Below are 12,664 nucleotides of genomic sequence, written 5' to 3'. Positions count from 1 at the left end.
CTGTCCGCACGCCCCGCGAAGGTCAGGGTCGGCGGCCGATGACCACAGCCCCGCGAAAGCCGTCCGCCACCTGCTCCGCCGAAGCCGTCGAAGTCGTCGAGACCGCCGAAGCCATCGAGACCGCCGAAGCCTTCGAAGTCGTCGAAGCCGTCGCCAAGTTCGACATCGTGTCGAGCGACCCGTCGGGGACCGGCAGCAGGTGGGCGTCCACCCAGGTGTCCCCCGTCGCCGCGTTGGCCCACGGGTCGTCGATCACGACGGCGCCGGGTACGACGCCGTGGCACAGCACCCAGTGCGGTACGTCGAACCCCTGCATCGCGGCGAGCGAGACGAGCAGCAGCACATGTTCCCGTCGTCCGAGCGCGTCCCGGATCGCGGTCAGCGAGAGGCGGTCCGGGTCGATCGGCACACCGGTCCGCCCGGCCTCCGTACGCGAGGCGCGTTGGAGCAGGGCACGCCACTCCTGCTCGTTCTCCGCTAGGTGATCCAGCAGGACGGGCCGGTCCGTGTCGAGGTGGACCGTGACGGGGGACGACGGCCACGTCCGGCGTACGGCGACGCCGAGCCCGACGGGTTCGCACGCGGGGAAGTTGGTCGCGCCGCGCCACAGCGTCAGCTCCGCCTCGCGGTCGAACGCCTCCCGCGCCAACGTCCCCGCGTGTGCCTGCGCGACCAGGGCGGTGACGGCACCGCACGTGAAGTGCGTGGACTGCCCGTAGTACGGAGGGGCGAGGTACCCGTCGTCGTGCGGCGCGGGGTCGGCCACCGGGTCGTCGTCGTGCAGCCAGCGGACGTAACCGGCCGCGGGGCCCGCCGCGCCCTCCGACTGCGCGAGCGGAGGCCGCAACGGCGTGAACCCGGCGGCAGCGGCGGCCTCCGGTGTCGCCGTCCACCCTTCCCACTTGACCTGCGCGAGACCTCGCCCACGCGCGTGGGCGAGGACGGCCCGGACCGCTGTCGGTACGTCGCCGACGGCGTCGACGATCTTCAGATACGCCGTGCCGGGGCGGGCCGTCACGAGGGCGGCGGCCCAGGCCGCACCCTCGGCACCGCCGTCGGCGTCGGCATCGGCATCGGCGCCCGGCACCGCCACGATGTGAGGGGCGTGGCCGGCACGGTCGACCGTGTGCCAGCGCTCCGGCACGTCCAGCTGTCCGAGCAGCGGGCTCGGGATGTCGTACTCGAACGGGACGACGACACTCTTCACGTACATCTCCTGCTGTTGCGTCACGGCGGTGGTCCGGAGTCGGCCCGGCGTCACGCGCGGGACTTCCGGAGCACCCAGACGAAGTACGGGCCGCCGACCAGGGCGATCATGAGGCCCGCCGGCACCTGGGCGGGTGCGACGACCGTGCGGCCGAGGGCGTCGGCCACGCAGACCAGCAGTCCGCCGAGGAGCATCGCGACCGGGATCGCGCGGCCGTGCCGGGCGCCCACCAGTGACCGGGCGAGGTGCGGGGCGACGAGCCCCACGAAGCCGACGACTCCGACGGCGATCACGCTGAGCGCCGCGAGCACCGCGGCGATCGCCAGGGCGGCGAAACGGGTACGGACCGGCCTGACGCCGACGATGCGCGGGGTGTCCTCGTCGACGGCGAGCAGGTCGAGCCGGTCCCGCATGGCGAGCAGCACGGGGAGCGCGATCGCCAGGGCCACGGCGACCGGTACGACGTCGGGGAACGTGCGCCCGTACGTCGTACCGGAGAGCCAGGTGAAGATCCGGGGCGTGTTGTACGGGTCGGCGCGCAGCAGCAGGAACGTGGTGACGGCGCTGAGGCCGTACCCGCAGCCGATGCCGATCAGTACGAACCGGTCGGGCAGGAAGCCGCCCCGCCAGGACAGCAGGGCGATCACCGCGAACGTGGCGAGCCCCGCCGTGACCGCGACCACGATGAGCAGCGGCCGTCCGCCGGACAGGCCCGAGGTGACGACGGCCGCAGCACCGAGCCCGGCACCGGCCGTGATGCCGAGTACGCCCGGTTCCGCGAGCGGGTTGCGCACCGCGCTCTGTACGACGCAGCCGGCCAGCCCGAGGGCCGCGCCGGCGAGGATCGCGGCGAGCACACGCGGGACCCGGTCGTCGAGCGCCTGCCCGATCAGGTCGGGGGCGGCGCCCTGGACCCAGAGCACGAGGTCCCCCGTACGCAGCCAGAGGCTTCCCGCCAGGACCGCCACGAGGGCCGTCGCCGCCAGGAGTGTCACCGCGCCGAGCACCACGAGGAGGTACGCGCGGCGCGAGCGTGCGGCGACCCGGGCGTGCGGTGGCTGCCGGAGCGCGCCCGTGTCGCGCAGGCGGAGCGCGAGGACCACGATCACCACGGCGCCGAGGAGCGCGGTGGGCACGCCGGTGGGAATGGAGGCGGCGCCCTCCGCGCCCTGGACGGCGCGCAGGGTCGCGTCCGCGAGCAGGATGAGCAGGGCGCCGAGCAGCCCGGCGGCGGGCACGAGGAGGAGGTGCGGGCGCAGCGCCCTGACCCGTCCGGCGATCAGGCGGGCCAGGACGGGGGCGCCGAGGCCGACGAATCCGATCGGGCCCGCGAGGGTGACTGCCGTGCCGGTCAGAAGCACCGCGCAGAGCACGGCGGTGACTCGGGTGGTGCGGATCGGCACGCCGAGGGTGGCCGCGGCGTCGTCGCCGAGGTGCATCACGTCGAGCCGCCGGGACAGTGCCAGGGCGACGCACAGCACCAGGACCACCACGGGCAGGGCGCGTACCGACGCGTCGATGTTCAGCTGGGCGAGCGAACCGCTCCCCCAGGCGAAGAGGCCGGTGGTGTTCTGCTTGAACAGGATGAGGAGCATCCCGCTCGCCGCGTCCAGGGCCATCGCCGTCGCCGATCCGGCGAGGACGAGACGGGTACCGGTGGTGCCCGCTGCCTTGCCCGCGAGGAGCAGGACGAGCGCCGCCGCGACCAGACCGCCGGCGAAGGCGACGGCGCCCGACGCCCAGAGCGGGACGGTGAGCCCGAAGGCCGCAGCGAGCGTGAGCGTGAAGTAGGCGCCCGCCGTGACCGCGAGGGTGTCGGGTGAGGCGAGCGTGTTGTGCGTGACGGACTGCAGCAGCGCGCCGGCGCAGCCGAGGGCGAAGCCCACCGCCACGCCCGCGAACAGACGCGGCAGGCGCGAGCCGATGAGGATCTCGCTGACCGCGGTCCCGCCGGTGTCCGCCCGTTCCCCGGCGAAGTACCGCACGAGGTCGGTGACGCCGACGCCCGACGTGCCCTGCGTCAGATGCCACATGCCGACCAGGACGGTCACGGCGAGCAGGAGTGCCAGGACGGCCACCCCGGAGGGGCCGCCGCCGCGCTCGACGCGCGGCGGCGCTGCTTCCTTCATGGGTGCCGTTGTCTGCGTCGTGCTCACTTCTTGTCGAGTGCTCACTTCTTGTCGAGTACGTCGACGTAGGCGTCGATCGCCTGCGCGCAGGAACGCGGGCCGCCGGCGCCCCACACCCGGGCCGGGAACGCGTGCGCGCGGCCTTCCTTGACTGCGGGCATGGACTTCCAGAGCGGGTTATTCTCCAGCGCGGCGACGTATCCGCCGGCGCCCTCGTCATTGGCGTAGAAGAGGTTGGCGTCGCCCACCGAGGTGAGGCCTTCGACGTCGGTCTGCGCGAGGCCGTAGGACTTGTCGACGCCGCCGTCCCCGTGGGCCTTGTTGACGTCGGCGGTCCACACGGGGTTCATGCCGAGCTCCTTGCCTATCTCGGTGAAGAGGGCGCCGTCGCTGTAGGGGCGGACGGTGAGGTTGCCGCCCTCCAGCCAGCCGTCGAAGAACAGGAAGTCCTTGGTCGGCAGGTCGGCGTCGGTGACCTGCTTCTTCGCCGTCGCGAGATGGTCGTCGAACTCCTTGAGGACCTGGTCGGCCCGCTCGGTGCGGCCCGTCGCCTCGCCGATCATGCTGAACACGTCACGCATGTTCCCGATCGGGTCCTTCGGGTACGCGCCGCGCGTGGCCATCACGGGGACGCCGCGCTTCTCCAGCTTCTTGAGGGTCTCGTCGTCGGCGTCGAACGCCTCCACGACGATGAGATCGGGCTTCGCCGCGTAGAGGGTGTCGAGGTCGGGCTCCTCACGCGTGCCGATGTCGGTCACGCCGCTGGGCAGCTTCTCGGCGCTGACCCAGGTGCTGTACCCCTTCGCGTCGGAGACCGCGGTGGGGGTGACGCACAGGGTGAGCGCGTCCTCGACCTGCTGCCATTCCAGGACCGCGATCCGCTTGGCGGGCTTGTCGAGCTTCACCTGTCGGCCGACGCCGTCCTTGAAGGAGACCGGCCCGGTCGAGGTGGCCGTGGTGTCGTCGGCGCAGCTCTGCGACGCGGGCGACGCGCTCGCGCTGCTCCCGGCGTCGGCCTTGTCGTCGACGTCGGTCGTGCCGCAGGCCGTTGCGGCGAGGACGATGAGTCCTGTGGAGGCCGATGCCGCCAGGAGACGGGCACGGTTCATGAGGGGTCCTCTTTCTTGTTGTTCACGACGGGTTTCTTGTCGCTCGCGGCGGGTTTCTCGTCGCTCGCGACGGGGCGCGTCGTGGCATGGGTGTGCTGCGGCGCGCTGAGACGCGCTGCGGTACGGCGTGCGGTGGGGCGGCAGACGTGCCGCCGTGGTGGGCTGTCCTACTGGGGTTCAGGCGACGGGCTCAGGCGGGATGGCGGCCGAGCGGGTCGATACGGAGACGGCCCGTGCGCGGGTCCACGCCGACCTCGACACGGATGTCGTAGACCTCTCCGATGTTCTCGGCGGTGAGGACATCGGCGGGTTTTCCCGCCGCGTGGACGCGGCCGGAGCGCATCAGGACCAGCGTGTCCGCGACGCGGGACGCCTGGTCGAGGTCGTGCAGGACGACCCCGACCGCGATGCCGTGCTCCTCGACGAGATCGCGTATCAGGTCGAGGGTCTCGATCTGGTAGCGCAGGTCCAGGTGGTTGGTCGGTTCGTCCAGCAGCACCACACCGGTGTCCTGCGCCAGGCAGGCGGCGAGCCAGACCCGCTGCATCTCCCCGCCGGAGAGTTCCCCGACCGGCCGGTCCGCCATGTCCCGTACGCCGGTGACGCCCATGGCGTGGTCGATGGCGGTGCGGTCCTCGGCGGTCGGTCCGGCGAAGCCGCGCCGGTACGGGTGCCGTCCGAACGCGACGACCTCCGCGACCGTCAGGCCCTGGGGCGCGGGCCGCGACTGCGAGAACAGCGTGACCTCGCGGGCGAACCGCCGGGCGCTGAGCAGGGCCGCGTCACGCTCGTGCGGCCCGTCGGGGGCGCCGAGCGTCAGCCGGCCGCCGTCCACGCGGTGCAGTCGGGAGAGGGCGCGCAGCAGCGTGGACTTCCCGCTCCCGTTCGGCCCCACCAGCGCGGTCGCGCGGCCGGGTGCCAGGGACAGCGAGACACCGTGGACGACCGGTGTGCCGCCGTACCGCAGGACCAGGTCGTGTCCGTTGAGGGCGGCCACCGGCAGGGCGGGGCCGGCCACGGGACGACCGGCGCGCCGGAGGGGGCTTGTGAACATCAGTGGGTCCGGACGCTCGGAGAGGCAGGGAATGCGGCAGCTCCCCGGTCCGGCATTCGCCGAACTAAGGGTTGCCTAACTCCGAGAAGAGTATGTTCCGCTTCCGGTGTCGGCAATCAGGAGTTCTGGACAGGCGATACGGGATTCCGGACACCTTCGGCCGGGGCGGGGGTGCCGTGGGCCGCGTCGAAGAACGCGCCCGGCGTGGTGCCCATGACGCGTCGGAACGAGGCGATGAAGGTGCTGGGCTGCGCGTAGCCGAGCGTCTCGGAGACGGTTGCCACGTCGAGCCCCTCGGCGAGGAGCGTCAGCGCCCGGTGGACGCGCAGGACCTGCCGCCACTGCGCGAAGGACAGGCCTGTCGCCTGGCGGAACGCGCGGGTGACCGTGCGGTCGCTGATCCGCAGACACCGCGCCCACTCCTCCAGGGAACGGTTGTCGGCGGGATCGTCCAGCAGGGCTTCGGCGATCGCGTCGATCCGCGCGTCGCCGGGGAGCTGCAGCGCGAACCGGTGTTCCGACGGCTGGAGCACGTCGAACACGACCGACTCGGCGCGCGCCCTGGCCGCCGCGTCGAGATCCGTACGGGACAGATGGGTCAGCAGTGACTCCAGCAACGGCGTCATCGCGATCGCCGTAGGCTCCTCGACCGCGAAGGCGGAGGCGAACGCCAGCGGCGCGCGGTCGGGGGCGAAGAAAGCCTCGTAGAACTTCGCGCCCGCGGTCGCCCGGCCTCCGTGCACCACTCCGGCGGGCATCCACAGCCCGTGCCCCTCGGACACGGTGAAGACGCGGTCGGCCACCCGGGAGGTCAGCGTTCCGCCGCGCACCCAGACCAGTTCGTGCCGGGGGTGTGCGTGCGGCGCCCACTCGGTGGGGACACTGGGGACCTGCAGTCCGGCGATGATGGCGAAGGGGGCCACCGCCTGCTCCGGAAACGGCGGAACCCGAAGCACCACGGTGCCGGACTCACGCCGCCACATCCCGGGGCTCGCGTCACCTCGGGACGATCGGACCATGCGCCCGATCCTATCCGGGGCCCGCACCGGCCCCGGGACCGCGCCCTGCCGCCCTTTTCCGCGGCGCGGCTCGTCGGCCGGTTCGCCGACAGCGCCCGCCCCCCGGATCAGCGCCCGAGCGGCCTGAGTTGGACGAGTCCGATCCATGTCTCGGGGCCCGGTTCGCCGTGCGCCGCGCGGACCGCGTACCGGCCCGGTTCGAGGGCGATCCGCAGATGCCCCGCCCTCGTGGCCCCGCTCCCCGGCCACGCCGCGTCGAACAGCACGACGGTCCCGGGAACCTGCCAGTGCACCTCGCGCCCCCACGCCGCCGTCGCGAGGGCGGCCGGCACCCCGGCCGGCAGCTCACGCTCCGACTCGCCCGCGGACCACCGTACGAACGTGCCGTGTTCGGGCAGGTAGGCGGTGGCGGCCGGTTCGTCGCCGAGGACGAGGGCTGTGGTGTTGCCGACGGGCAGCAGGCCGATCAGGCCGTCCACCTCGCAGGCCCGGTCGTAGTCGGAGGCCAGCTCGTCGCCGTCGGCCCCCGACCAGAACGGCAGCACCACTTCCGGGATCGCTATGAGCGGCCCACCGCCGGACTCGGCCCACTCCACCTGTTCGACCCGCTCGTCCGAACTGGGGTCCGCATAACTCGCCATGGGCAGAAACTACACGCCCGGAGAGACCGTAATTGACGATTCCTTTGCCCGGCGCCGAGCCGATACGCGACTGAGTCCGTACGCTCCTCAGCAGCCGCAGTCCTCGGCTCCGACCGGAGCCGTCAACGGGTCCGTGGCACGCCGCTCGCGCCCCTGCCAGGTCTCGAACTCGAAGCCCTCGCGCACCCAGTACTCGAATCCGCCGAGCATCTCCTTGACCTGATAGCCGAGTTCGGCGAGGGCGAGGGCGGCCCGGGTTCCGCCGTTGCAGCCGGGGCCCCAGCAGTAGGTGACGACCGGGACCGCCTTGTCCAGCAGCTGTCCGGCCTGTTCGGGGATCAGGACGGTGGGCAGGTGGATCGCGCCGGGCACATGCCCCTGGTCCCAGGACTCCGTGGACCGGGAGTCGACGACGACGAAACCGGGGTCGTCCCCGCCGTCGCTGTCACCGCCGCCGGCCGCCAGCGCGGCGGCGACGTCGGACACGTCGGCATGGAAAGCGAGGCTCGCCGAGAAGTGGGCGACGGCCGCCGCGGGCGAGGCGGGGGCGACGCGCAGAACGGGGTTACGGGTGTTCCGGGTGACGGCGCTGCTCTTCATGGGCCGAATCTACGGCCGCGGACGCGCCCGCTGAAGGTACAATCCCCGGCCTCCGGCTTGATCGGCCGGGGATCGTGCTGCTATTCCTCGGTCATGACCGCGTATTCCCCGGACGCCACCGACTGGCGCATCCTCGAAGTCCTCCAGCGCGAGGGCCGCACCGGTTTCGCCGAGCTGGCCCGTGCCGTCTCCATGTCGGCGAGCGCGGTCACCGAGCGGGTGCGGCGCCTGGAGGAGGCGGGCGTCATCCAGGGCTACGCGGCGGTCGTGGACCCGGAGAGCCTCGGTCTGCCGATTCTCGCGTTCGTGCGGCTGCGCTACCCGAACGGAAACTACAAGCCGTTCCACGACCTGATCGCGGCCACCCCCGAGATCCTGGAGGCGCACCACGTGACGGGCGACGACTGCTTCGTGATCAAGGTCGCGACCCGTTCGATGAGCCACCTTGAGGAGGTGTCGGGCCGGATCGGCACACTCGGCTCGGTGACGACGAGCGTCGTGTACTCCTCACCCCTCCCACGACGCCCCCTCGGCCGCTGAGACCTCCCGTCGCGGCGTTCACCAGCCGCCGTCGCCGTCCGTCGGCCACCCAACGCCCGCATACGTCAGCCGCCGTCGCCGCCCCGCTGCCGGACCACCGACCCCGAGCGCCCCTTCACGACCTCCAGCTGCGCGTGGATACGGCGCCGCAGGTCCGCGACATGGCTGACGATGCCGACGCTGCGGTCCCGCTCCCGCAGCGAGTCCAGTACGTCCAGGACCTCGTCGAGCGTCTGGTCGTCGAGGCTGCCGAAGCCCTCGTCGATGAAGAGCGTGTCGAGCCGGACGCCGCCCGCCTCGTCCGTGACCACGTCCGCGAGGCCCAGCGCGAGCGCGAGGGAGGCGAAGAACGTCTCGCCGCCGGAGAGCGTCGCCGTGTCGCGCTCGCGCCCGGTCCAGGCGTCGACGACATGCAGTCCGAGCCCGCTGCGGCCCCGCCCGGCCCGGTCGTCGGAGTGGACAAGCGTGTAGCGCCCGGCGGACATGCGCTGCAGCCGTGCGCTGGCCGCCGCCGCGACCTGTTCGAGACGGGCGGCGAGGACGTACGACTCCAGGCGCATCCTGCGTTCGTTGTCCGCGGAGGTACCGGCCGCGAGGGTCGCGAGGCGGGCCACGCGGTCGTACTCCTCGCGCAGCGGCCCCAGCCGGCGCACGGACGCGGTGGCCCGGTGGCTGAGCCGGTCCAGTTCGGTGCAGCGGCGGGCCGCCGCGTCGCGTGCGGAGGCGGCTTCGCGCATGCGCCGCACGGCCACGGCGGCGGTCTGTTCCGCGGTGTGGACGTCGGCGGGCGGCCGGTCCGCGGCGGCGGCCGTCTCGGTCTCCGCGAGAACCGCGCGGACCGTCGCCTCCTCCTGCTGCCAGGCGTCGAGCCGTCGTTGCAGCTCCCGGTGGGCCACGTCGTCGAGGAGGGCCGCGGCGGCGGCCTGCGGCGTGTCGAACCCGGCGCGGAAGGCCGCGTCGGCGAGTCGCGCGTCGGCGTCCTTGAGCCGCTGGGCGGTGTCCGCCGCGACGCGCGCGGTGTCCGCGGCCTCTGTGAGCGTCGAGACCTGCCGCTCCAGCTGGGCGGCCCGCTCGGCGACACTGCTCGCCAACCCTCTGGCCTGCGTCAACTCCTCTTCCAAGGTGGCCGTTTCACGGGCGAGGGCGTCCCGGCGCGCGCTGCGTGACGCGCCGCGCACCGCGGCCTCCTGGTGCGCGGCGACCCGGCGTTCGTGCTCGTACTCGGCCCGCCGGAGCGCTTCACCGGCCGCGTGCAGCCCGGAGGCGGCGCCCCGCGCCTCGGCGTGTCGACGCTCCAACTCCTCGGCCTGCTCGGCGAGTCGGCCGGTGGGGGTGTCGCCCGCCTCCGCGGTCGCGGCGGCCAGCGCCTCGCGCACCGTTGCGAGCCGGCTCTCCTCCTCCGCCCGCCGCTCGTCGGCGCTCTGGTACGCGGCGAGCGCGGCGTCCTCGGCCCGCTGGTCGATGTGTCCGTCGACCTTCCGGGCGGGAGCGGGATGTTCGGTGGCGCCGCAGACGGCGCAGGCGGCACCGTCCACGAGGTTCGCGGCGAGTTCCGCGGCGATGCCCTGGAGCCGCTGTTCCTTGAGGTCCAGCCAGTGGGTACGCGCGTCCGCCGCCTCTTCGCGCGCGGCGAGCACGCGCGCGTGGGCGTCGTCGGTGTCCCCGGCGAGCTGGTCGCGCAGCCGGGCCGCGCCGAGCCGGGCCTGGGCCGGCTCACGCTGCACGGAGAGCTGTTCGGCGCGGGTGGCGGCCTCCTGGGCCGTCTCGATACGCGTCTGGAGCCCGGCCCTGGTCGTCTCCCACCCGGAGAGCCACTGCTCGGCGTCGTGCAGCACGTCGTCGTCGGCGCGCTCCTGGCGGTCCAACGCGGCGCGTTCGATGGCGAGTTCGGTGAGCCGCTGCTCGCTCCGGCGGGCCGACTCCAGTCCGCCCAGCTCTTCGGCGGCCTTGCGGGCGGCCGAAGCGAGACCCGCGGCCCCTGCCTCGGAGAAGGCCTCGGAGAAAGCCTCGGAGAGCCGTGCACGCGCGCGTGCCTCGGCGCCCGTCGCCCGCCGGTGCTCGGCCTCGGTCGCCTCGCGCAGCCCGAGCGCGGGCGCCACCGCCTCGGCCTTGCGGCCCCGCTCCATCCGCGCCTGGGCCTCGCGATGGGCCCCCGAGCGCTCCTCCAGCCGGGCGGCCCGCTCCCCGGCCTCGGCGAACCGCCGCTGCAGCCGAGCCACTTCGCGTACGTCGTCCAGTGCGCGGGCCGCGGCGGCCTGCGCCGACTCGGTGGCCGCCTGGGCGCGATGGGCGATCGTGAACCACTCGCGGGCCGCACTCCTGTTGACGGCCGCCCACTCCAGCACGGCTTCGGCCAGTCCCGGGTCGCCCGGGGCGAGTTCGGGCAGCGGCAGTTCGACGAGGTCGCCGACCGCCTGCTGCATCCGGTGGGCACCGGCGAGCAACTCGGCGTCCCCGGCGCGTACTTGAGTCTCGGCCGTGCGCCTGCGCTCGGCCAGGCGCTGCTCGACGGCCGCGAAGCGCTGGGTGTCGAAGAGGCGGCCGAGGAGCCTGCCGCGGGCCTCGGCGTCGGCGCGCAGGAAGCGCGCGAAGTCGCCCTGGGGAAGCAGCACGACCTGGCAGAACTGCTCGCGGCTCATACCCAGGAGCTGGGTGATCTCCTCGCCGATCTCCTGGTGGGAGCGGCTGAGGTCCTTCCAGGAGGCCGCGGGCGCGTCGTACTCGCGCAGCCAGCTCTGTGCCTTCTCCGTCGTGGTGCCCGTGCCGCGCTTCTTGGGACGGGCGAAGGGCGGCTGCCGGGTGATCTCCAATCGCCGCCCGGACACGGTGAGTTCGAGCGTCACCTCGGTGCGGACGTCGGGGAGGGCGTGGTCGCTGCGCAGCGAGCCTCCCTGGCGGGCGCCCGGCACGGACCCGTACAGCGCGAAGCAGACGGCGTCCAGGACGGAGGTCTTGCCCGCGCCGGTCGGCCCGTGCAGCAGGAAGAGCCCGGCGGTCGACAGGTCGTCGAAGTCGACCTCCTGGGCGCCGCCGAAGGGCCCGAAGGCGGTGATGTGCAGCCGGTGCAGCCTCATCGGGTCCTCTCGATGCGGAACGCGCGGACCGGACCGTTCCGGTCGGCCACGTCGGCCACGTCGGCCACGGATGGCACGGCGATCCCGGCGGTCTCGTCGGTCACGGCGGTCTCGTCGGTCACGGATGTCACCGGGCGACCTCGCGGACCGTGTCGTCGGCACGGACGGTGTCGAACGCGTCCTGGAGCACGGCCTGTTCGCGCTCGTCGGGACCTGCGCCGCGCACATGGGCCACGAAGTCCTCCGCGATCTGCTGGTCGCTGCGGCCCGCGAGCCGCCGGGCGTACGAGACGTCGGGGTCGTCGGGTGCCCGTTCCGGTTCGAAGACGAGGCTGAGCGTGTGTGGGAAGCGCTCGGTGAGCCGGGCCATGGGGTCGGCGGGGCGCACCGGGTCGGTGAGGGTCGCCTCGACCCACGCCTCCTCGTGGCGCGCCAGCTCCGGATCGGCGAGCAGTTCCTCCAGCCCGCCGCGGATACGGGCCAGCGCGCGCGGTACGGGGCAGTCGAGGCGCTCTGCCGCCACCGAGCCGTCGGCTGCCAGGTCGACCAGCCACATGCTCTTGCGGTGGTCGGTCTCCGAGAAGGAGTACGGCAGCGGGGAGCCGGAGTAGCGCACGCGCTCGGTGATCCGCTGGCTGCCGTGGAGATGGCCGAGCGCCACGTAGTCGACCCCGTCGAACACCCCGGCGGGGACGGCGGCGACCCCGCCCACGGTGATGTCCCGCTCACTGTCACTGGCCTCGCCGCCCGTCACGAAGGCATGGGCGAGGACGACGGAACGGGTGCCCGGCGCGCGCGTGGCGAGGTCGGCGCGCACCCGGTCCATGGCGGCGGCGAGCACGTGCTCGTGCCCCGCCTTCTCCACGCCGAACTCATCTTTCACCAGGGCCGGTTCGAGATACGGCAGCCCGTAGAAGGCCACGTCCCCGAAGGCGTCCTTCAGCAGCACGGGTGTGCCGCAGGCCGAGGCTTCGGTCCGCAGGTGGATGCCCGCGCGGCCGATGAGACCGGCGCCGACGCCGAGCCGGCGGGCGGAGTCGTGGTTCCCGGAGATCATCACCGTCGGCACCCCGAGGTCGGCGAGGCGGTGCAGCACGTCGTCGAAGAGCTCGACCGCGGCCAGCGGGGGCACCGCCCGGTCGTACACGTCCCCCGACACGACCACGGCGTCGACCTCGCGCTCGCGCACGGTCGCGACGAGGTGACCGATGAAGTCGGCCTGGGCCCCGAGCATGTTCACGCGGTGGAACGCCCGGCCCAGGTGCCAGTCGGAAGTGTGCAGGAGCCTCAT

The 12,664-nt window shown here is 73.3% G+C and carries 11 protein-coding genes; 1 reads left to right on the top strand and 10 read right to left on the bottom strand.

Annotation, left to right across the window (positions count from 1 at the left end):
• Positions 1–22 precede the first annotated feature (22 nt).
• The 7 genes from C6Y14_RS23365 to C6Y14_RS23335 form a co-directional block, all read right to left on the bottom strand.
• The gene (locus C6Y14_RS23365; protein ID WP_225891228.1) at positions 23–1,231 is read right to left on the bottom strand and encodes a peptidase C39 family protein; all 1,209 of its coding nucleotides are present in this window, start codon (positions 1,229–1,231) and stop codon (positions 23–25) included.
• A 26-nt stretch (positions 1,232–1,257) separates the two neighbouring features.
• A complete protein-coding gene (locus tag C6Y14_RS23360) occupies positions 1,258–3,336 on the bottom strand; it encodes an iron ABC transporter permease (RefSeq protein WP_263973088.1) in 2,079 nt (692 codons plus the stop codon).
• A gap of 41 nt (positions 3,337–3,377) precedes the next feature.
• Positions 3,378–4,445 carry an iron-siderophore ABC transporter substrate-binding protein gene (locus C6Y14_RS23355; protein ID WP_107018746.1) on the bottom strand — a complete coding sequence of 356 codons (1,068 nt, stop codon included), beginning with the start codon at positions 4,443–4,445 and terminating at the stop codon, positions 3,378–3,380.
• 190 nt (positions 4,446–4,635) lie between these two features.
• The gene (locus C6Y14_RS23350; RefSeq protein WP_107018745.1) at positions 4,636–5,499 is read right to left on the bottom strand and encodes an ABC transporter ATP-binding protein; all 864 of its coding nucleotides are present in this window, start codon (positions 5,497–5,499) and stop codon (positions 4,636–4,638) included.
• Between the two features lie 116 nt (positions 5,500–5,615).
• A complete protein-coding gene (locus C6Y14_RS23345; RefSeq protein ID WP_107018744.1) occupies positions 5,616–6,482 on the bottom strand; it encodes a helix-turn-helix domain-containing protein in 867 nt (288 codons plus the stop codon).
• A gap of 143 nt (positions 6,483–6,625) precedes the next feature.
• A complete protein-coding gene (locus tag C6Y14_RS23340; protein WP_107018743.1) occupies positions 6,626–7,159 on the bottom strand; it encodes an immunity 21 family protein in 534 nt (177 codons plus the stop codon).
• An 87-nt stretch (positions 7,160–7,246) separates the two neighbouring features.
• A complete protein-coding gene (locus C6Y14_RS23335; RefSeq protein ID WP_107018742.1) occupies positions 7,247–7,759 on the bottom strand; it encodes a rhodanese-like domain-containing protein in 513 nt (170 codons plus the stop codon).
• A 93-nt stretch (positions 7,760–7,852) separates the two neighbouring features.
• On the opposite strand from C6Y14_RS23335, the gene C6Y14_RS23330 reads away from it, so the two are divergent.
• Positions 7,853–8,299 (top strand): Lrp/AsnC family transcriptional regulator, encoded by a 447-nt coding sequence (locus C6Y14_RS23330; RefSeq protein WP_107018741.1) that lies wholly within the window; start codon positions 7,853–7,855, stop codon positions 8,297–8,299.
• Between the two features lie 65 nt (positions 8,300–8,364).
• On the opposite strand, the gene C6Y14_RS23325 is transcribed toward C6Y14_RS23330, so the two are convergent.
• Genes C6Y14_RS23325 through C6Y14_RS23320 form a run of 3 tightly spaced genes read right to left on the bottom strand, consistent with a single transcriptional unit; the run spans position 8,365 to position 12,664 of the window.
• Positions 8,365–11,373, bottom strand: a complete 3,009-nt coding sequence (locus C6Y14_RS23325) for an AAA family ATPase (RefSeq protein WP_107018740.1) — start codon at positions 11,371–11,373, stop codon at positions 8,365–8,367.
• A complete protein-coding gene (locus tag C6Y14_RS45555; RefSeq protein WP_263973087.1) occupies positions 11,370–11,504 on the bottom strand; it encodes a hypothetical protein in 135 nt (44 codons plus the stop codon). The genes C6Y14_RS23325 and C6Y14_RS45555 overlap by 4 nt, the downstream gene beginning before the upstream one ends.
• Complete coding sequence (locus C6Y14_RS23320; RefSeq protein ID WP_107018739.1) at positions 11,501–12,664, bottom strand: exonuclease SbcCD subunit D; 1,164 nt, start codon at positions 12,662–12,664, stop codon at positions 11,501–11,503. The genes C6Y14_RS45555 and C6Y14_RS23320 overlap by 4 nt, the downstream gene beginning before the upstream one ends.

Origin of the sequence: Streptomyces dioscori (genome assembly GCF_003024195.1) — a bacterium.
GTDB lineage: Bacteria > Actinomycetota > Actinomycetes > Streptomycetales > Streptomycetaceae > Streptomyces > Streptomyces dioscori.
This window is presented reverse-complemented; position numbering and strand designations above follow the sequence as displayed.